Source organism: Jiangella asiatica, assembly GCF_004349065.1.
Taxonomy (GTDB): Bacteria; Actinomycetota; Actinomycetes; order Jiangellales; family Jiangellaceae; genus Jiangella; species Jiangella asiatica.
Genome location: NZ_SMKZ01000012.1, coordinates 103458 through 123651 on the forward strand (window position 1 = coordinate 103458; position 20194 = coordinate 123651).

The following is a 20194-nucleotide window of genomic DNA, read 5'->3' on the forward strand; positions in this document are numbered from 1 at the left end:
ATGCTGCGGTACACCCTGAGCCGGCTCCCCACGGCGGTCCTGACGTGCCTCGTGGCGTCGCTGGGGATCTTCTGGCTGGTCCAGCTGCTCCCGGGAAGTCCGGTGGCGATGGTGCTGGGCGAGCAGGCCACGCCCGAGGCGGTCGCGGCGCTGGAGGCCGAGGCTGGCCTGGACCGGCCGCTGGTCGTGCAGTACTTCGACTGGATCGGTGGCCTGCTCACCGGCGACCTGGGCGTCTCGTACGTCTCCCGGGTTCCCATCGGTGATCTCATCGGGCCCGCCGTTGGCGCGACGCTGGAGCTCGCCCTGGCGAGCCTGCTGCTGACGATCCTCATGGGGTTCGCCCTGGGCATCACCGGCGTCGTCGCCCGCCGTCGGCCGGCGGCCGTGGCCTACCGGCTGTTCTCGGCCCTGGGGTTCGGCGTCCCGGAGTACGTAGTCGGGGTGATGCTGGTCTTCGTCTTCGCGGTGACGCTGCGCGTGCTGCCGGCCGGCGGGCGGACGCCGATCCTGGAGGACCCGGGCGCCGGCTTCCAGCAGCTCCTGCTGCCCGCCATCGCGCTGTCCGTCCATTCCGCGGTGGTCGTCGGGCGGTTTCTCGAGACCGCCCTGAACCAGCAGCTGGACGAGGAGTACCTCGACACCGCGCGGGCCAAGGGCGCGTCGCGGCGGCGAGTGCTGTGGCGGCACGCGCTGCCGAACGCGCTGCCGTCGGTGGTGACCGTGATCGGCCTGCGGATCGGTCACCTGCTCGGCGGTGTCGTCGTGATCGAGACGATCTTCGCCTGGCCAGGGTTGGGCACAGTACTGGTCAACGCGGTCTCCGCCCGCGACTACCTGCTGGTCCAGGACCTCGTGCTGATCTCCGTCGTGGTCTTCATCGCAGTCCAGGTGGCCAGTGACCTGGCGCACGCCGCCCTCGACCCGCGCGTCCGGCTGGAGGTCTGATCATGAGCACGGTCGTCGAGACCACAGAGGTCGCGGCCCAGGCCCCGCGTAGCCGCGGGCGGATCCGGTCGGCTCTACGGACCCCCGCCGGAATGGTCGGCGCGGTCGTCGTGGTCGCGATCAGCTGCCTCGGGCTGCTCGCCCCGCTGCTGGCGTCGTCGGATCCGGCCGCGCAGCAGGCCGGCGCGTCCTTGCTCGGTCCAAGTACTGACCATCTCCTCGGAACCGACGAGATCGGCCGCGACATCTTCTCCCGGTTGCTGTACGGCATCCGGCAGAACGTCATCGTCGTCATCCTCGCGGTGCCGGTGAGCAAGGCGATCGGTGTCGTCATCGGCCTGCTCTCCACCATGCACCGCCGCATCGACACCGCGGTGCAACGGATACTCGACGTCCTCATCGCGTTCCCCAACCTCATCCTGGGCGCCTGCCTCGTGGCCTTCCTCGGCGCGGGATTCGGCACGGTCGTCGTCGTGATCGTCGTCATCGGCATCCCGATGGCGGCTCGGCTCACCCGCACGGCGGTCCTGACACAGCGCGAACGCGAGTACGTCCTCGGCGCTCGGGCCGTCGGCGCGTCCCGTCTTGGGGTGCTGTTCCGGCACGTGCTGCCGAACTCGCTGGACGCCCTCATCGTGAACTTCGTGCTCTCCGCCGCGACGGCGATCTTCGTCGAGGGCGGGCTGAGCCTGCTGGGCTTCGGCATCCAGCCGCCGAACCCGTCGCTGGGCAGCATGGTGGACGCCGGCCTGCCCTACCTGGCCGACCAGCCGTTCTACGCGCTCGCACCGGTCACGGTGATCACCGCTCTTGTCATCGGGTTGAACCTGTTCGCCGACGCGCTCAACCGCGCACTGCGGCGAGGGTGAGGGGTCGGCATGAACGCTGCACATGACACCGTGCTCCAGGTACGCGGGCTGCGCGTGGAGTTCCCGGGCTCGGCCGGGACGGTCCAGGCGGTGCGCGGCATCGACCTCGACGTCCGCGCCGGCGAGCGGCTGGCCATCGTGGGCGAGAGCGGGTCGGGCAAGACGGTCACGGCTCGCACGATGCTGAGGCTGCTGCCGCCTACCGCCACCATGACCGGCCAGGTGCTCTTCAGGGGCCAGGACGTCCTGTCCATGGACGACGATGCGCTGCGCCGGTACCGCGGCGGTGACGCCGCCATGGTGTTCCAGGACTCGCTGGCGGCGCTGAACCCCGTGATGCGCATCGGTGAGCAGGTGGCCGAGGCGATGCGCGTCCACGGCGTGCCCAAGGAAGCCGCCCGCCGCCGCGCCGTGGACATGCTGGAGCTGGTGGGCGTGCCCGATCCGCACCGGCGCGTCGACGAGTACCCGCACCAGTTCTCCGGCGGCATGCGCCAGCGGGTCGTGATCGCGATGGCGTTGGTGAACGACCCGGACGTGTTGATCTGCGACGAGCCGACCACGGCGCTGGACGTCACGGTGCAGGCCCAGATCCTCGACGTGTTCGCCCGACTCAACGAGCAGCTCGGCACCGCTGTCGTCCTCATCACACACAACCTCGGTGTCGTCGCCAGCCTCTGTGAGCGCACCGTCGTGATGTACGGCGGCCGGCTCGCCGAGGTCGGCAGCACGGAGCAGCTGCTCACCGGGCCCTCCCATCCGTACACCGCGCAACTGCTGAAGGCGGTGCCGCGGCTGGGCGTCGACTCCGCGCTACGGATGCATGCCATCCCCGGCCAGCCGCCGGACCCGCAGCATCCCCTTCCGGGCTGCCCGTTCACGCCTCGCTGCCCGCTGGCCGAGGACCGCTGCTCGGAAGGGGCGCCGCCGCTGACCGGCCGGGGCGACGACCACGTCGCCGCGTGCTGGGTGACGCAGGACCGGCCGGACCGGCTCGACGTGCTCGTCGCCGACGAGGTCGCCGTCGCCGCGCCGCGGCCGGCACCCTCGACCGAGAAGCCGGTCATGGTGCTGGACGGAGCCGAGAAGACGTTCCATGCGCGGCAGCGTCTGCTCCGCCGGCACCGGGAGAGCGGAGTCCGGGCGCTCGACGGCGTCAGCCTGGAGATCCGGCCCGCGGAGACCCTCGGCCTCGTCGGCGAGTCCGGCTGCGGCAAGTCGACGCTGGGCCGGGCCGTCCTCGGGCTGCAGGATCTCGACGCCGGGCAGGTCCTGGTCGCCGGCGGCGACCTGCAAACGGCGCGCGGCGACGAGCTGCGCCGGTTGCGTCGTCGCGCCCAGATCGTCTTCCAGGACCCCTACGCCTCGTTGAACCCGCGTCACACCGTGGGCGCCCTCGTGGCCGAGCCGCTCAGGATCCATCGGATCGTCCCGTCCGCGGAGATCCCCGCGCGGGTCGGTCAGCTCCTGGAGCTGGTCGGTCTCGATCCCGGCCACGCCACGCGGCTGCCCCGGGAGTTCTCCGGCGGACAACGGCAACGGGTCGCGATCGCCCGCGCACTTTCCACGGAGCCGGACGTGGTGGTGCTCGACGAACCGGTCTCGGCCCTCGACGTCTCGCTCCAGGCCCAGGTCGTCAACCTCCTGCGCGACCTGCAGGACCGGCTCGGCGTGGCGTACCTGTTCATCGCGCACGACATCGCGCTCGTGCGGTACATGAGCGACCGGATCGCCGTCATGTACCTCGGGCAGGTGGTCGAGCAGGGCGACGCCGACGAGGTCTGCGCCGATCCGCTCCACCCGTATACGGCGAGTCTCCTCTCCGCGGTGCCGGACCCCGAGCCGAGGGCACGGCGGGAGCGGATCATCCTCTCCGGCGACGTGCCCAGCCCGGCGGACCCACCGCCGGGGTGCCGGTTTCACACCCGCTGCCCGATCGGCCCCATCGCGCGGCCCGACCGCGAGATCTGCGCGACGACCCCGCCGCCCTTGGCAGAGGTGCGACCGGGCCGCTTCACCGCCTGCCACTTCGCCAACGACGTACCGGACCTCGTGATGAGCAGGGAGAACACACATGTCCAACGGGGGTGATGCCGTGGAACGGATCGGTGGCGTGTCGCCGGTGCTCGCCACGCCGTTCGAGTCGGACGGGGCGATCGACCGGGTGTCGTTCCGGCGATCGGTGACCAGGCTCGCCGGTGCCGGTGTCACGTCGATGATGTTCCCGGGCTACGCGTCGGAGTTCTACCAGCTCGACGACGACGAGAAGTCGCTGCTCCTGGCGGACGCGCTGCGAGCCACGGAGGGCTCGGAGATCGCCGTCATCGGATCGGTGGCCGACAACTCGACGCACGCGGCGTGCCGCCGAGCGGTCGAGATGGTCGAGCTGGGCGTCGACGCGGTCAACGTGCTGCCGCCACGCCACCACGCGCCGCCGGGTCCGGCGCTGCTGGAACACCCGGGCGCCGTCGTCGACGCGGTGGCCCCGGTTCCGGTGGTTTTGCAGTACGTGCCCCAGGAGACCGAGACGCGGCTGGCCGTCGACGACGTCCAGCGCCTCGCGACCAAGCACCCGAACCTGACCTTCGTCAAGGCGGAGCAGCGAGCGCCGGCGGACTACATCAGAAGCCTCCTCGACGCGGACCCGCCGATCAGGAGCCTGATCGGGAACGGCGGCATCGACCTGCTGGCCGCCCTGCGGGCCGGCGCCGCGGGCGTCCAGCCCGGCGGCGGCTTCGTCGAGGTGTACCTGGCGATCTGGCGCGCCTGGACGTCCGGCGACACCGCCGCCGCGGAGCAGCTGTACCGGCGGCTGTTGCCGTACCTGACGTGCTGGCTCGGCGCCGGTGTGCTCACTCAGGCCGGCAAGCTGATCGCCAGTCGCCGCGGCGAGATCGACACGCCCGTCTGCCGCCGGCCGGTGGCGGACCTCGGCGGCTACGCCGCGGAGCTGGTCGACCGGTTCCTCGAGGAGTTCACCGAGGAGCTGGCGGCGTGAGCGACCCGCGACTCGTCGAGGTCCGCCGATGCTCCCGCGACGTGTCCTGGCGGACCACCTGGGACTTCATCGAGATCGTCACGTCCGACGGCTCCGTCGGGGTCGGGGAGTGGTCCGACGCGGGACCCTGGCAGCTGGCACACCCGTTCATGGACGCGCAGGCCAGCCGGTTCGTCGGCCTGCCGCTGGAGTCCGCAATGGCCCAGGTGGCCGCGGACGCCGAGGAGGCCGGCCGCCGCGACCCGCGCTTCGCCGGGCGCCGCCGGCTCGAGCTCACCGTGCTGGGCGCGCTCGACGCCGCACTGTGCGACCTCGCCGCTCAGCGGGCCGGCGTATCGGTCGCGGGTTGGCTGGCGCCGGAGGAGCACCGCGGAGCGGGCGACGGGCGGTGGAACGGTGGCGTACCCTGCTACGGCAACATCAACAGGGCGGTCCACGACCGAACGATCGACACGGTGGTGCAGGTCGCCAAGGAAGCGCTCGCCGCGGGCTTCACCCGGCTCAAGTTCGCGCCGTTCGACTTCCTCGTCGGCGCTCGCCGCGTCTCGGCCGGCCTCGAGCTCGCGGCCGCGGTCAGGGACGCCGTCGGTGCCGAGGCCGAGCTCATGCTCGACCTGCACAACCAGCTGAGCGTCGAGGAGATACTCACGGTGGGGGACGCGCTCGGAGGGCTCGGCCTGCGGTGGCTTGAGGACGTCGGGCACCTGCACGACGTCGAGGCACATCGACGCGTGCGCGACGAGCTGGGCATACCGCTGGCCGCCGGCGAGTTCGCCGCCTCGCCGGAGGAGCTGCGGCCGCTGCTGGACGCCGGTGCGGTCGACGTGGTGATGCCCGACGTGAAGCACGCCGGCGGTCCCCGTCGCGCGCTCGAGCTGGCCCGCTTCGCCGAGGGTTTCGGCGTCGAGGTGTCGCCGCACAACCCGACCGGCCCGGTGTCATCGGCGCACACGGCGGCACTGTGCGAGGCGGTGTCGTCACCCGGCCTGCTCGAGCTGGCCGTGCTGGAGAGCGACGGCCGTCCGGCGCTCGTCGAGCCGCGGGAGGCGACGACCGGTGGCGCCTACGTCACTCGGCCCGGCCCCGGGCTCGGCGTCGGCCTGGACCCGTCGGCGGTGTGGTCGAACGTCCACAGGATCCGGTGATGGCCCGCTTCGACGGCGAGGCCGTGGTCGTGGTGGGTGCCGGCGGCGGCATCGGCGCTGCGGTGGTGTCCGCCTTCGCCGCCGGCGGCGCGGCGGTCGTCCTCGTCGACCAGCGCTCCGACGTGGCGGCACGAGCGGCCGACCTCGGGGGGACCTCGGCCGCCGTGGTCGGCGACGGCTCGGACCCTGAGGTCCTGGAGCGGGCGGTCGACTCCGCGGCCGGAGCCGGGCGCCTGACCACGCTGGTGTACGCCGTCGCCTATCAGCGGCCGGCGTCGGTGCTCGACCTGACGTCGCAGGAGTGGGACCGGGCCCACGACGTCGCCGTGAAAGGAGCCTGGCTCGCCGCCGGCCGGTTCGCGTCGGCCGTCCGGCAGCAGCGCGGCGGGCCCGCGTCGATCGTGATGATCGCGTCGATCCACGCCTACCAGGCCTATCCGCGCGACGCCGCCTACGGGACCGCGAAGGCCGCGCTGGTGGGCCTGACCCGCTCGCTCGCGGTCGAGCTCGGGCCGCTGGGCATCCGGTGCAACGCGGTGGCACCCGGGTTCATCGCGGTCGAGCGCAACCGCGAGGCGTGGCGCCGGCCGGAGCAGGCGGCGCGGCACGCCGCCCGCAACCCGCTGCGCCGGCTGGGGCGCCCCGAGGACGTCGCAGGCGTCGTCACGTTCCTCGCATCCGATGACGCGGCCCATGTGAACGGTGTATGCCTGCTGGTGGACGGCGGCGAGCTCGCCGCCGGGCCGGGCGACTTCGATCGGGATCACGACGTGCTCACGGAGGACCAATGACCTGGCGCACCACCTCCAGCCTCCATCCGGTGACGATGCGTCAGCAGAACCTCGCCACCGTGTTGAAGGTGATCCTCGCCCACGGCCCGATCCCACGCGCCGAGATCACCGAGATCGCCGGGACGTCCTCGGGCACGACGACCAAGCTCACGGCCGCACTGATCGACGCGGGCGTGGTCAGGGAGCTGACGGCGTCCGGGCCGGCCGCCGGCGCGGGACGACCGCGCGTGCCGCTCGACCTCGACACGACCAGCCGCGCCGTCCTGACGTTGCACATCGGCGTGCACTACTCGCTGGTCGCCGCTGTCGACCTGCGGGCCGAGCAGATCCTGCAACGGCAGGTGGCACACAGCTCTGCCGAAGCCGAGTCGGTGATACGTGGGGCCGCCGAGGCTCTCGCCGAGCTCCGCGACCAGCTCAGCGGGCGGCACGTGGTGGGCGTGGGCATCACCTCCGGTGGCTCCGTCGACCACACGGCCGGCAGGCTGATGCACCACGCCGAGCTCGGCTGGACCGAGGTCCCGGTCCGAGATCTCGTCGCCGAGCAGCTCGGGCTGGAGGTCGTCTACGACAACGAGGCCCGCGGTGAGGCTCTGGCCGAGTTGACGTTCGGTGTGGGGTCCAGCGCGGACAACGTGATCGCGCTGTTCGTCGGGAGCGTGGTGGAGGCCGCGCTCGTCGTCAACCGGCAGATCCACCGCGGCGCCCGCGGCATCGCGGGCACGGTCGCCCACCTTCCCGTCGGGGCAGCGCAAGGGCCCCGCTGCGAGTGCGGCCGGACCAACTGCCTGCGCATGGTGGCGAGCAACACCGGGCTGCTCGCGCTCGCCCGGGAACGGGGCCTCGCCACGGAGTCGACCACCTACGAGGAGCTGGTGAACCGCGGTGCCGACGCCGCCGTCAGCGACCTGCTGGCGCTGCGCGGGCGCTGGGTGGGCGAGGCGGTCGGAACCCTCACGGACCTGCTGGACCCGGACGCGGTCACCCTGTCCGGCAACGCGACCCATGCCGACGGTTTCCTCGACGCGGTCCGCGACGGCATGCGTGCGGCCGACCCGAGCCGGCCCGACGGCATCGTGCAGCTGGCGACGTTCGGCGAGCGGTCGACCGCTGCCGCGGCGGCGGCGCTGCTCCTGGACCGCTACTTCACCGACCCGGTCGCGTTCGAGCCGGGCCTCGACACCCACCAGGCCGGCTGACTCCCGGACCGCCCATTGACGACCTCGGGACCTGCCCGGTAGATTCCTGACCACTAATTATCTTTGCTAAGAAGATAATTCAGCGGAGAACCAATCCCAACGTCGCAGGAGGTTCCCATGCGTGTGCTGTCCCATCGGTTACCCGTGGCGTCGGCGGTGCTCATCGCCGGTTCCGTGCTGGCGGCTGTGCCGGCCGGTGCCGAGGAGGCGACCGCGGATCCCGGTGTCGCCGGCGTAGCCGCCGGTTCCGGTTCCTTGGTCGTTGCCGGTACGTCGACACCGTACGTGCCGCAGGGCTTCAACTCCGTCGGCATCCTCTACCCCGAGGAGTACCCGCAGCTGTGCGACTCGATCGGGATGAACCAGGAGACCAGGGACGAACTGTCCGATGTCCGTGCCGCGATGGTCAACGACACGGCCGAGCAGATCCTCGCCATGAAGACGTACTGGAACGCCGACGCGGTGCGGTTCCAGGTGAGCCAGGGTGCCCTCGCGTTGGAGGCCACCGACCCGGGGCCGGACCCGTACACCGACACCGTCCTCGACGTGGTGGCGCAGGCCCGGGCGCTGGGCATGGTCGTCATCGTGTCCGTGCAGACGCAGACCTACGGGTGCACGCCGCGCGTCGACGGCGACCAGGTCAAGCTGCCCAACGAGGACACGCTCGCCGCGTGGACGCAGCTCGCCCCATCGTGGGGCGATGACAAGGGCATCGTCCTGGAGATCTTCAACGAGCCGCAGAGCAAGCGGCCCTGCCCGACCGGGGTCGACTGGTCGTGGCCGGAATGGGCGTACGGTTGCGACACCGATCCCGACACGGGAATCGACGGCATGGTGCCGCTCGGCCTGGCCGTGCGAGAGCTCGCCCCGGACAACGTGCTGCTGTTCGACGGTGACAACAACGCCGGCAAGTTCAACGACTTCGTGCCCCCGCCGGAGATGCCCGACAACTCCGCCTACGCCGTCCACCCGTACTTCTACGCCGACGGCCCCACCGGCGACGGCCCCGCCGGAGGCGAGGGCTGGGACGACCGCTTCGGCCACCTGCAGGACAGCGGTGAGGCCCTCGTGGCCACCGAGTGGAACGGGTCGGCGTCGTGCCGGGAGCCGGAGCTGGCGGCCGAGCTCGTCCAGGACTACCTGCCCGCCCACGACATCGGCCTGTTCGTGCACTCGTGGGACGCGCCGGCGGCGAGGCTGGTGAGCGCGACCTACGAGCCGGTCGACTCCGTGACGAAATGCCCGGAGTTCACCGGGGCCAGCCTGGCCTACGACCAGTTCTGGTCGCAGGCCGCCGGCGGCGACCCGGCGCCTGAGGTGCACGTCGCCTCGGTCGGCATGTCGGGCGGCTCGGTCGACGCGGTGACCGTGGCGATGGCCGACACCGGCAGCGACGACGGCGCGAGCGGGCCGCTGGAGGTGCGCTCCGTGCTGCTCCTCGTGCAGCAGGCCGGCACCGGCAGGACGACGGCGGTGACGAGCATGAGCCTGGACACGACCGAGCCGTGGGCGAACGGTAGCTTGACGCTCGCAACCGCGTCCGGCCTGGCCGACCGGCGGATCGCCGCCTCGTCCGGCGACGTGTTGATCGTCCGGGTGCGGTACTCCGGCGGTGAGAGCCGGGAGATCGCCTACCCGGTCGGCTGATGGAAGGGTCGCTGGCCATGAGCGGTACCGACCTGGCGCGCCAGCGTGCGATCTTCGTGTTCTTCGACACGCTCAACCGCCGGTACCTGCCGCCCTACGGCAACTCCTGGGTTCACGCACCGAACTTCACCCGGCTCGCGCAGCGCGCGGTGACGTTCGACAACTGCTACGCCGGCAGCATGCCGTGCATGCCGGCACGACGAGAGCTGCACACCGGGCGATACGGGTTCCTGCACCGTGGCTGGGGGCCGCTGGAGCCGTACGACGACTCCATGCCGCAGCTGCTCGCCGAGGACGGCGTGTACACCCATCTGGCCAGCGACCATCAGCACTACTGGGAGGACGGCGGCGGGACGTATCACACGCGGTACCGCTCATGGGAGTTCTTCCGCGGGCAGGAGGGCGATCCATGGAAGGGCCAGGTAGCCGAGCCGGACATGCCCGACGCGGTCCGGCTGGTCCGCAACCAGCTCTGGCGGCAGGACTGGGTGAACCGGTCGCATCTCCAGCGTGAGGAGGAGCACCCACAGACGCTCACCGTCGACGCCGGGTTGGAGTTCATCGCCACCAACCATGACCAGGACAGGTGGCTGGTCCAGATCGAGACCTTCGACCCGCACGAGCCGTTCTTCACGTACAAGAACTATCGCGACCGGTATCCGCACGACTACGACGGCCCGCACTTCGACTGGCCCGAGTACAAGCGGCTCACCGAGCGGCCGGTCGCCGTGGACCACGTCCGCTACGAGTACGCGGCACTCTTGAGCATGTGCGACCACTCGCTGGGCCGCGTGCTCGACGCGATGGACCGGTACGGCCTGTGGGCCGACACCATGCTGGTCGTCGGCACCGACCACGGCTTCCTGCTCGGCGAGCACGGCTGGTGGGGCAAGAACGCCCAACCGTGGTACGACGAGACCATCCACACGCCGCTGTTCATCTGGGACCCGCGGTCCGGTCACGGTGGGCAGCGCCGGTCCAGCCTGGTGCAGACCGTCGACCTCGCACCGACGCTGCTGGAGTACTTCGGCGTCCAGCGGCCGCCGGACATGCAGGGCGTGCCCCTGAAGGACACCATCGCGTCCGACCGGCCGGTGCGGGCCGCGGGCCTCTTCGGATCGTTCGGCGGCCACGTCAACGTCACGGACGGCCGGTACGTGTACATGCGCGCGTGCTCCACGCCGCGGAACGGGCCTTTGTACGAGTACACCCTGATGCCCACCCACATGCGGGCCCGGTTCGCGACGGACGAGCTCGCCGGTGCGGAGCTGGTGGACCCGTTCGCGTTCACCAGGGGCTGCCCGACGCTGCGCGTGCCCGCGCCGGGCCAGGTGAACACCCACGTCTTCGGGACCCTGCTCTTCGACCTCGAGACCGATCCGGCGCAGGAGCGCCTGCTCGTCGACGACGAGCTGGAGCGCCGGATGGCCACCCTCATGGTCGAGCTCATGCGCTCCGCCGATGCCCCGCACGAGCAGTACGAGCGCCTGGGCCTGCCGGCGGACGGCGACGTCGAAGATCGTCACCTGCTCGTTCGGCGGCAGCGTGAACACAGCGAGCGCGCCGCGGCCGCGCTGCCACGGCCGGAGGACCTGCCTGCGGGCCCGATCGACCTGAGCACGCCGATCGGCGCACTGCTCGCCGAACCAGACGTGGCCGACGTCATCCACGCGACGGTGCCCGGGTTGCTCGACAATCCACGGGTGCCACGCTTGGGCACGTGTCGTTGCTGGACCTGGCGGCGCTGGCACCCAGCGTGCTGGACGCGCCGCGGTTGCGGGCGCTTGCCCAGGCACTCGCCGAACTCCGGCCCGTCCATGAACTACCGAGGAAGGACCCCGATGGATAGTCCACGGAACGTGGTGCTGATCTGCGTGGACCAGTGGCGCGGCGACTGCTTGTCGGCCGACGGCCACCCGGTCGTACACACGCCGCACCTGGACGCGCTGGCCGCACGCGGCGCGCGCTTCCGCCGGGCCTACTCGGCGACCCCGACGTGCATCCCCGCACGTGCGGCGCTGATGACCGGACTGTCCCAGCGGTCGCATCGGCGGGTCGGCTACGAGAACGCTCGTCCGTGGGACTACCAGCTCACCATGGCCGGGGAGTTCCGACGGGCCGGCTATCAGACCCAGGCCATCGGCAAGATGCACGTCTACCCCGAACGCTCCCGGCTCGGGTTCGACGACGTCGTGCTGCACGACGGTTACCTGCACTTCGCCCGGCGCCGCCACCGGCCCTACGAGGAGTTCGACGACTACCTCCCGTGGTTGCGCATGCAGGCCGGTGCCAGCGCGGTCGAGGACTACTACGACAACGGACTCAACGGCAACTCCATGGTCGCCAGGCCCTGGGACAAGCCGGAGGCCTGGCACCCCACGGCCTGGACGGTGACCCAGGCGACCTCCTGGCTCTACCGCCGGGACCGTCGCGACCCGTTCTTCCTCTACCTGTCGTTCCACCGGCCACATCCTCCGTTCGACCCGCCGGAGTGGGCGTTCGAGCAGTACCTCCAGGCGCCGTGGTACGCACCTGTCGTCGGCGACTGGGTCGGCGCGCTGGAGCCGTATCACGAGGACTGGCGGCACAACCCGGTCGCCGCCCGGATGGCGCCGAACGTGCTGCACCGGGCCCGCGCCGGCTACTACGGGCATCTCGCGCACATCGATCTGCAGATCAACCGGTTCCTCGAGACCCTCGGCGAGTTCGGGTTGGCCGAGGACACCGTGATCTGCTTCGTCTCCGACCACGGCGAGATGCTCGGTGAGCACCACCTGTTCCAGAAGGGCCTCCCGTACGAAGGTGCCGCGCGCATCCCGTTCCTGCTGGCCGGGCCAGGCGTGCCGGCAGGGATGGTCCAGGACGAGGTCGTCGAGCTCCGCGACGTGATGCCGACGCTGCTCGACGCCGCGGGCGTCCCGGTGCCGGGCGGCATCGACGGTCGCAGCGTCCTGCCGCTGCTCCACGGGTCCGGCGCCACCTGGCGGGACCACCTGCACGGCGAGCATCCGAACCTCGGTCAGAAGCTCCACTGGGTCACCGACCATCGCTGGAAGTACGTCTGGTGGTCCGCGGACGGCCGCGAGCAGCTGTTCGACCTGTCCACCGATCCGCAGGAGTGCCGGGACCTGGCCGGCGACGTGTCGGCGAGGCCGGTGCTGGACCGGCTCAGAGGCTTGCTGATCGAGGACCTGTGGGACCGCGAGGAGAAATACGTCGACGCCGGCCGGCTGGTCACCGGCGTGCCCTCCCAGACCTGGCTGGAGAAGGGGTGACCGCACCGGTGGCCCGGCCGAACATCGTGGTGATCGTCTCCGACGATCACGGCTACGCCGACTTCGGCCGGTTGGGCATCCACGACGGGGTACGCACGCCGGGGCTGGACCGCCTCGCCGCGCAGAGCGTCGCGTGCACCGACGCCTATGTCACGGCGCCGATCTGTAGCCCGTCGCGGGCCGCCCTGATCTCGGGGGCGTATCAGCAGCGGTGGGGGGCCACCTGGTTCGGTGACTCAAGATTTCCCGATCACCTGCCCACGATCGCCGAGCGGCTGTCCGCGCTCGGCTACGCGACCGGCTACTTCGGAAAGGTGCACTACGGGCAGGAGCGCGCGGGCGATGTCGCCTGCCCGCCGCGGCACGGGTTCGCCGAGTCGTTCTACGGGTTGGCCGGTACCCAGCAGGGCCGGTTGAACTACCTGCGCCACTCCGAGGCGGCGGTCGCCGAGTACGGCCCGGAGGCGGCGCGGCGGATGGCGGTACTGCCGCTGTTCGACGGGGACGACGAGGTCGAGTACGAGGGTTTCCTGACCGCCGAGCTGGGGCGCCGGGCCGTCGACTTCGTCGCCCGCCACGAGGACGAGCCGTTCTTCGCGATGGTGGCGTTCAACGCGGTGCACAACTTCTGCTTCCAGCTCCCGCGGGCAGAGCTGGACCGACGCGGCCTGCCCGAGTACGGCGACTGGAACGAGGCCACGTCGGCCTACGACGAGTGGTACGAAGAGGTGATCTGGCCGAGCCTCCCACACGGGCGGGAGTACTACCTGGCGCAGCTCGAGCTGATGGACGCCGAGATCGGCCGGCTGCTCGACGAGCTCGACCGGCGCGGGCTCGCGGACGACACGATCGTGGTGTACCTGACCGACAACGGCGGCTCCACCTGCAACTTCGGTGACAACGCACCGCTGCGCGGCGGCAAGTACAGCCTCTACGAGGGCGGCATCCGGGTGCCGATGTTCGTCCGGTGGCCGGCGGGCGGCATCCCCGCCGGCGTCGAGCGATCCGGGCTGGTCAGCGCGATGGACCTCGTCCCGACCCTCGTCGCGGCCGCGGGTGGCGCGGGTCCGGCGGCCGGCATCGACGGGGTGAACCAGCTGGCGTTCCTGCGCGGCGAGGCCGAGTCAGCGCACGAGGCGTTGCACTGGGACTGCCGGTTCCAGTGGGCCGTGCGATCGGGCCGCTGGAAACTGCGCTGGACCGACGGCCAGGACCCACGCGTAGAGTCCCTGCTGCGCGGCGAGCACGTCGACGTCGGCTCCGGCCTCGCGCTCTACGACCTGCACGACGACATCGGGGAGACGCGTGACCTCGCCGGCGACCACGCCGATGTCGTCGCGCGGCTGGCCGCCCGGCACGCCGCATGGCGGCGCGAGGTGCGGCTCGAATCCGGGAGCGACGAGGTCTAGGCCAGGATCGGGAACCGCCGCACCAACGGGGTCGAGCGCCACGGCCGGCCCAGGCCGAGCACGTCGCCGGCATCGGTGACCGCCAGCCCGACCAGGCTGAGCGCGTAGACGAGGTGCTCGTCCATGAACGGGTTGTTCTCCTGCGGCAGGTTGGTCGCCCACAGCATCAGCAGCAGCGGCACGCCCGTGATGGCCGCGACGCGGACCCCGATGCCGAGCACCAGGGCCAGGCCGAGGCCCAGCTGCCCGATCATGAACGACCAGTCGGCCCACACGGTGCCGGCCATCGCCTGGAACGCGGCACCGAACGGTCCGTCGACGCCGCCGAGGTAACCACCGGTCGGGCTGCCGCCATCGAGCCACGAGCGCTCCGCGGGTGTGGAGTAGCCGAGGCCGAACAGCTTGTCGAGGAAGGACCAGAGGAACAGCCAGCCCAGGGCGATGCGGACCAGGCCGAGAACCGGATGTGCCGTGCGGTCCGAAGGACGGTGGCTGGACTGGCGGGCCAGGCGGGGGGAGAGCTCGCTCATCGCAGTCCTTTCGTCACGGGTGCGTCGGCCGTGATACGGCAGGACGGCCCGGGTGGATTGCCCGAATCCTGTCCATCACCGAATTGACGACTACAGGTCGCGCCGCAGTCATCGGTGCCTCGCGGCCCGGCGTCGTCCGAATCCTTCAAGACGCCGGCGTGCCACCGGCCCTAGCTTGGGGTCATGACACAGCAACGCTTCGCCGCCATCGAGTTCCCAGTGGCCGACATGGCCCGCTCGGTGGAGTTCTACCGCGCACTGGGGCTGCCGGTTCCCGACGGCGCCGAGACCGCCCCGCACGTGGAGATCCCGCTCGCTCCAGGCGTGAACTTGCTGCTGGACTCGCACGAGACCATCGCGTCGTTCGACCCGGACTTCACGCCGTCGAAGGGCGGGGCCAGCCTCGCCTTCGACTGCGGCGACCCGGCCGGCGTGGACGAGGCCTACGCCCGGATCACCGCCGCCGGTTACAAGGGGCACTTGGAGCCCTGGAACGCACCGTGGGGTCAGCGCTACGCCGTCGTGCACGACCCGGACGGCTACGGCATCGACTTCTTCGCGGCCCTGCCGGCTACGTGACCAGCGCCGTCAGCGTGACGCCGGCCAGCGACCGGACGTCGCGCGAGAGGTGCGCCTGGTCGGCGTAGCCCGCGGCGAACGCCACCTCGGCCGCCGGGGTGCCGGATCGGCTGAGGGCAACGGCCCGGTTCATGCGCAGGATGCGCGCCAGCGTCTTCGGCCCGTAGCCGAACGCGTCGAGGCTGCGCCGGTGCAGCTGGCGAGCGCTGAGCCCGACTTCGTCGGCGACGGCGTCGATGCGGGCGCCCTGCCCCAGCCGCCGGGCCACCTGGGCGGCGACGCCGTCGGCGGCCGGGTTCGCGGCCAGCCGCTTTGTGGCGACCTCCTCGAGCACGATCGACGGGTCGGGCGCCGCGGCGAGTCGCTCGGACAGCCGGCGCACCTCGGCGCCGGGCCACAGCTGCTCCAGCGGCACCCGTTGGTCGCGCAGCAGGTGGGCCGGCACGCCCAGCACCCGCGGGCCGAGGCCGGAACCGAGCCGCAGCCCGACGAACGGCGTGCCCGGCTTCCACGCCGCGAGGTACGCGACGGTGTCGGGCCCAGCCACCCTCAGCTGGCCGTCGGTCCAGAGCAGGTCGAGACATCCGTCGGGCAGCACCCGATGCTGCTCGGCGTTCGTGACCATGGACGACCACGCCACCGCGTCGCGGATGGCGGTCGCCCGCTCGGTGTACACATCTCCGGTCTACCACCGCGCACCGACAGGCAAACCCGTCGCCGTGGTGCCCAAGCCGTCCCAGACATGATCAATGGGAGAAGCGGGCTCGGTACTCGCGCGGCGTCATGGACTTCAGCTCACGGAAGCGCCGGTTGAAGTTCGACAGGTTGCCGAAGCCGCAGCCAGCGGCGATGTCGGAGATCGCGCGATCGGTGTCGGCGAGCAGCCGGCAGGCCGCACCGACACGCAGCTCGGTGAGATACGCGGTGAAGGTCCGGCCGGTCGCACGGCGGAAGAACCGGCTGAAGGCGGCGGGTGACAGGTGCGCGACGGCCGCGACGTCGTCAAGGCCGATCGGGTCCGCGTAGCGCTCGTGCAGGTAGCCGAACACGCGGTCCATGCGCCGGCTGCTGTCCGGCCGCAGCCGGGCCCGATACCCGGCGCTGGCCAGGGGCCGGCCACACCCGACACCGTCGCCGTCGCCGTGCGGCACCGCTCCGGCGAGGTCGACCAGCGCGTCGAGCAGACCGAGGGTCGCACGGGCGCCGTCCCACGAGGTCAGCTCGACCAGCCGCCGCCATTGCGCCGCCGTCGCGGTGAGCCGCAGCCCGCGGTCGGCGGCGGCGAGCAGCCCGCCGGCGGCGGCGAACTCCGGCGCCTGGAAGAGGCCGGCGCCGAGGAAGTCGGGCCGGAAGTGGATCACCACGGCTTCGTGCACGCCGGGAGCACCGGACACGTAGGCGTGCGGAAGGCCGGAGCCCAGGAGCGTGAGATCGCCCGGCTCGTACGCCTCGATGCTGTCGCCGACGTAACGGGTGCCGGCACCCGCGGTGATCAACGTCAGCTCGACCTCGGGGTGGACGTGCCAGCTGAACAGGAACGCCCGGCTGCGCTGCAGGTGCCGCTCCCACGAGAGACCACCCGTGGTGCCGACGTGCTCGAGCGCGGCGTGCATGCGACGACGATACTTTCCGTCCCGACACCAGCCCGAGCTGGTGAGGAGACGGGCATGAAAGTACCGGGAGTCGTCATCCACGAGGTGGTGTCCGGTGGAGGGCGGATCGGACGATGTGGTGGGCGCCCGTTCCGAGACCCGCACTAGTCCCTGGAGGACCTCGATGACAATCGCCTCGCCGTCCGCGCGCGACACCCCCTACGACCTCGGCCCGGAGCAGGTCGCCCGCTTCGCCCGCGACGGGTTCGTCCACCTCTCCGGTGTGCTGGACCCGCAGGTCGTGAGGGACTACGAACCGGAGATCACCGAGAAGGTGATCGAGCTGAACACCATGCATCTTCCGATGGAGGAGCGCTCCACCTACAACAAGGCGTTCCTTCAGGTCGGCAACCTGTGGCGGCACAGCGAGCAGGTGCGCGAGCTGGTGTTCTCCAGCCGGCTGGCCAGGATCGCCGCGGAGCTGCTCGGCGTCGACGGCGTCCGGCTCTACCACGACCAGGCGCTGTACAAGGAGCCCGGCGGCGGCATCACGCCCTGGCATGCAGACCAGTACTACTGGCCGCTCTCCAGCGACCGGTGCTGCACGATCTGGCTGCCGCTGCAGGAGACACCGCTGGAAATGGGTCCGCTGTCGTTCGCCGCGGAGAGTCACCACTTCGAGTTCGGACGCGACCTGCCGATCAGCGACGAGTCCGAGGCCCAGCTGCAGAAGGCCCTCGCCGAGCAGGAGTTCGCGGTGGTCACCGAGCCGTTCGCACTCGGCGACGCCAGCTACCACCTCGGCTGGACGTTCCACCACGCCGGCGGCAACGTCGCGGCCGACCCGCGCCGCGTGATGACCGTCATCTACATCGACGCCGACATGGTGGTGGCCGAGCCGGTCAACGAGAACCAGGAAAGCGACCTGGCCGCGTCGTTCCCGGGCCTGCGCCCAGGTGACCTGGCCGCCAGCCCGCTCAACCCGGTGCTCTACCGCCCCTGACGGTCACCGCATGAGCGCGTTGAGCTCGCCGTAGTCCAGGCGCGCCTCCACCGCCGTGTATGTGCCGGACTCGAACAGCTCGCGGGCGACCGCGCGGACCACGGCATAGGCCGCACCGGCCACCGACGACCCGAGGCTGACCCGGGCGACGCCCAGCTCCGCCAGCTCGGCCACGCTGGGCGCGCCCGGTCCGGCCAGGATGTTCAGCGGCGCGCCGACGTCCGCGGCCAGCCGCGACACCGTCGGCGCGTCGACCACGCCGGGCACGAAGATGCCGTCGGCACCGGCGGCGACGTAGGCCCGGGCTCGCTGGACCGTCTCGTCGAAGCGGCCGGCCGGGTCGCCGACCGCCCGCAGGTAGGTGTCGACCCGGGCGTTGACATACAACGGCACGCCGGCCGCGTCCGCCGCGGACCGGGCGGCGGCGAGCCGGTCGGCCTGCTCGGCCACGGGCCGCAGCCCGGCAGGGTCGCCCGGGTGGACGTCCTCGATGTTGACGCCGACGGCGTGGGCGGCGAGGACGCCCTCGACGGTGACCGCCACCTCGTCCGGGGTAGCGCCGAACCCGCTCTCGACGTCCGCGGTGACCGGCACGCCGACAGCGGCAGTGATGCGGGCGACCAGCGCGAGCACGTTGTCGCGGTCGATCTGGTCGCCGTCGGCCGCGCCGAGGCTCCACGCCACCCCGGCGCTGGTGGTGGCCACCGCCGGCGCGCCGGCGTCCTCGACGATGCGAGCGCTGAGCGGATCCCACGCGTTGGGCAGCAGAAGCGGCGAGCCCGACCGGTGCATGGCGGCGAACCGGGCGGCGGCGTCGCGGAGGGTCGTCATGCCGGGCAGTACATCACCCGCCACCGACAGCCGCGGCCTGGCGGCGCGCGGCGCTGAGACGGGTGGTGTCCCCGAGCACGTGATCGCGGCCTCGTCGCGCCGGTGGCATGGGGCGACCGGTATCTCGGCGGGTAGCGTGTCACCGTGACCGAGCAGCCATTCGTCATCGTCGGCGCCGGCCTGGCTGGCGCCAAGGCGGCAGAAGCACTCCGTGACCAGGGCTTCACCGGCCGGGTCATGCTCATCGGCGACGAGGAGGACCGCCCGTACGAGCGGCCACCGCTGTCCAAGGACTACCTCGGCGGCCGGGCCGAGCGGGACTCCGCGTTCGTCCACGACGCCGGCTGGTATGCCGAGCACGAGGTCGACCTGCGGCTCGGCACCGCAGTGGTCGAGGTCGACCCGGACCGGCGCAAGGTCGTGCTTGCCGACGACACCACCGTTCCGTACGCGCGTCTCCTGCTGGCCACCGGCTCCAGCCCGCGGCCGCTGCGGGTGCCCGGCGCGGACGCCGACGGCGTGCACTACCTGCGCCGCCTCGGCGACTCCGACCGGATCAAGGCGGCCATCGCGGCGGCCGAGCGGATGGTCGTGGTCGGCGGCGGCTGGATCGGCCTCGAGGTCACGGCCGCGGCCCGCGAGGCCGGCGTCGAGGTCACCGTCGTCGAGTCCGCCGAGCTGCCGCTCATCGGGCCGCTGGGCCCGGAGCTGGCGCGGGTCTTCGCCGATCTGCACACCGAGCACGGCGTGACGCTGCGCACGAACGCCCAGGTGGAGCGGTTCACCGTCGACGGATCCGGCGTCAGCGGTGCGGTGCTCGCCGACGGCACCCAGCTGCCGGCCGACGCCGTCGTCGTCGGGATCGGCGCCGCGCCCAACCTCCAGCTCGCCGCGGCCGCCGGCCTGCGGGTGCGCAGCGGCGTGGTCACCGACTCCTCGCTGCGCAGCAGCAACCCCGACATCATGGCGGCCGGCGACATCGCCGAGGCCGACCACCCGGTGCTCGGGCCGGGCATCCGGGTGGAGCACTGGGCCAACGCGCTGAACCAGCCGGCGGTCGCCGCTGCCACGATGCTCGGCCGCGACGCCGTGTACGACGAGCTCCCGTACTTCTTCACCGACCAGTACGACCTGGGCATGGAGTTCCACGGACTGGTGACGCCCGGCGGCTACAACCGCGTCGTCTACCGCGGCGACGTCGCCGGCCGCGAGTTCATCGCGTTCTGGCTGTTGGACGGCCGGGTCGTCGCGGGCATGAACGTGAACGTGTGGGACGTCGGCGAGCCGATCAAGGCGCTGATCCGCTCCGGCCAGGCGGTCGACGAGGTGGAGCTCATCCACCCCGACGTCGCCCTGGAACACGTGCTGGAGGCCTAGC

17 protein-coding genes are annotated in these 20194 nt (G+C 71.7%); 13 read left to right on the forward strand and 4 right to left on the reverse strand.

From position 1 onward, the window contains the following. The 10 genes from E1269_RS10710 to E1269_RS10760 all read left to right on the forward strand — a co-directional run bounded on the left by E1269_RS10710 (position 1) and on the right by E1269_RS10760 (position 14281). Entirely contained in the window at positions 1-948 is a 948-nt protein-coding gene (locus E1269_RS10710; protein WP_131894196.1) for an ABC transporter permease, read from the forward strand. 2 nt (positions 949-950) lie between these two features. Beyond that, positions 951-1817 carry an ABC transporter permease gene (locus E1269_RS10715; RefSeq protein ID WP_131894198.1) on the forward strand — a complete coding sequence of 289 codons (867 nt, stop codon included), beginning with the start codon at positions 951-953 and terminating at the stop codon, positions 1815-1817. A 9-nt stretch (positions 1818-1826) separates the two neighbouring features. Next, positions 1827-3908, forward strand: a complete 2082-nt coding sequence (locus tag E1269_RS10720; protein WP_131894200.1) for an ABC transporter ATP-binding protein — start codon at positions 1827-1829, stop codon at positions 3906-3908. Beyond that, entirely contained in the window at positions 3892-4815 is a 924-nt protein-coding gene (locus E1269_RS10725) for a dihydrodipicolinate synthase family protein (RefSeq protein WP_131894202.1), read from the forward strand. Before E1269_RS10720 ends, E1269_RS10725 begins: the two co-directional genes overlap by 17 nt. Continuing rightward, a complete protein-coding gene (locus E1269_RS10730) occupies positions 4812-5960 on the forward strand; it encodes a mandelate racemase/muconate lactonizing enzyme family protein (RefSeq protein WP_131894204.1) in 1149 nt (382 codons plus the stop codon). The genes E1269_RS10725 and E1269_RS10730 overlap by 4 nt, the downstream gene beginning before the upstream one ends. Further along, positions 5960-6751: an SDR family NAD(P)-dependent oxidoreductase gene (locus E1269_RS10735; RefSeq protein ID WP_131894206.1), complete on the forward strand. Its 792-nt coding sequence runs from the start codon at positions 5960-5962 to the stop codon at positions 6749-6751. Before E1269_RS10730 ends, E1269_RS10735 begins: the two co-directional genes overlap by 1 nt. After that, positions 6748-7950: an ROK family protein gene (locus tag E1269_RS10740; protein WP_162606343.1), complete on the forward strand. Its 1203-nt coding sequence runs from the start codon at positions 6748-6750 to the stop codon at positions 7948-7950. Before E1269_RS10735 ends, E1269_RS10740 begins: the two co-directional genes overlap by 4 nt. A gap of 117 nt (positions 7951-8067) precedes the next feature. Then, positions 8068-9597, forward strand: a complete 1530-nt coding sequence (locus E1269_RS10745) for a glycoside hydrolase family 5 protein (protein ID WP_131894210.1) — start codon at positions 8068-8070, stop codon at positions 9595-9597. A 17-nt stretch (positions 9598-9614) separates the two neighbouring features. Then, positions 9615-12872 carry an arylsulfatase gene (locus E1269_RS32830; protein WP_203433331.1) on the forward strand — a complete coding sequence of 1086 codons (3258 nt, stop codon included), beginning with the start codon at positions 9615-9617 and terminating at the stop codon, positions 12870-12872. Beyond that, complete coding sequence (locus E1269_RS10760) at positions 12869-14281, forward strand: sulfatase family protein (RefSeq protein WP_203433333.1); 1413 nt, start codon at positions 12869-12871, stop codon at positions 14279-14281. The genes E1269_RS32830 and E1269_RS10760 overlap by 4 nt, the downstream gene beginning before the upstream one ends. On the opposite strand, the gene E1269_RS10765 is transcribed toward E1269_RS10760, so the two are convergent. Continuing rightward, on the reverse strand, positions 14278-14811 hold the full coding sequence (locus E1269_RS10765; protein ID WP_131894214.1) for a DoxX family membrane protein: 534 nt from the start codon (positions 14809-14811) through the stop codon (positions 14278-14280). The genes E1269_RS10760 and E1269_RS10765 overlap by 4 nt on opposite strands. 183 nt (positions 14812-14994) lie before the next feature. Here E1269_RS10765 and E1269_RS10770 point away from each other — a divergent pair, with 183 nt between their 5' ends. After that, on the forward strand, positions 14995-15390 hold the full coding sequence (locus tag E1269_RS10770) for a VOC family protein (protein WP_131894216.1): 396 nt from the start codon (positions 14995-14997) through the stop codon (positions 15388-15390). Here the strand turns inward: E1269_RS10770 and E1269_RS10775 are convergent. Continuing rightward, on the reverse strand, positions 15383-16066 hold the full coding sequence (locus tag E1269_RS10775; RefSeq protein ID WP_131894218.1) for a helix-turn-helix transcriptional regulator: 684 nt from the start codon (positions 16064-16066) through the stop codon (positions 15383-15385). The genes E1269_RS10770 and E1269_RS10775 overlap by 8 nt on opposite strands. A gap of 70 nt (positions 16067-16136) precedes the next feature. Further along, positions 16137-17003 (reverse strand): helix-turn-helix domain-containing protein, encoded by an 867-nt coding sequence (locus E1269_RS10780; RefSeq protein ID WP_131894220.1) that lies wholly within the window; start codon positions 17001-17003, stop codon positions 16137-16139. 163 nt (positions 17004-17166) lie between these two features. Here E1269_RS10780 and E1269_RS10785 point away from each other — a divergent pair, with 163 nt between their 5' ends. Next, entirely contained in the window at positions 17167-17985 is an 819-nt protein-coding gene (locus E1269_RS10785) for a phytanoyl-CoA dioxygenase family protein (RefSeq protein WP_131894222.1), read from the forward strand. A gap of 3 nt (positions 17986-17988) precedes the next feature. Here E1269_RS10785 and E1269_RS10790 read toward each other — a convergent pair whose 3' ends face one another. Continuing rightward, positions 17989-18816: an isocitrate lyase/PEP mutase family protein gene (locus tag E1269_RS10790; RefSeq protein ID WP_131894224.1), complete on the reverse strand. Its 828-nt coding sequence runs from the start codon at positions 18814-18816 to the stop codon at positions 17989-17991. 144 nt (positions 18817-18960) lie between these two features. Between E1269_RS10790 and E1269_RS10795 the strand changes: the two genes are divergently transcribed. Next, positions 18961-20193: an NAD(P)/FAD-dependent oxidoreductase gene (locus tag E1269_RS10795; RefSeq protein ID WP_131894226.1), complete on the forward strand. Its 1233-nt coding sequence runs from the start codon at positions 18961-18963 to the stop codon at positions 20191-20193. Position 20194 lies beyond the last annotated feature (1 nt).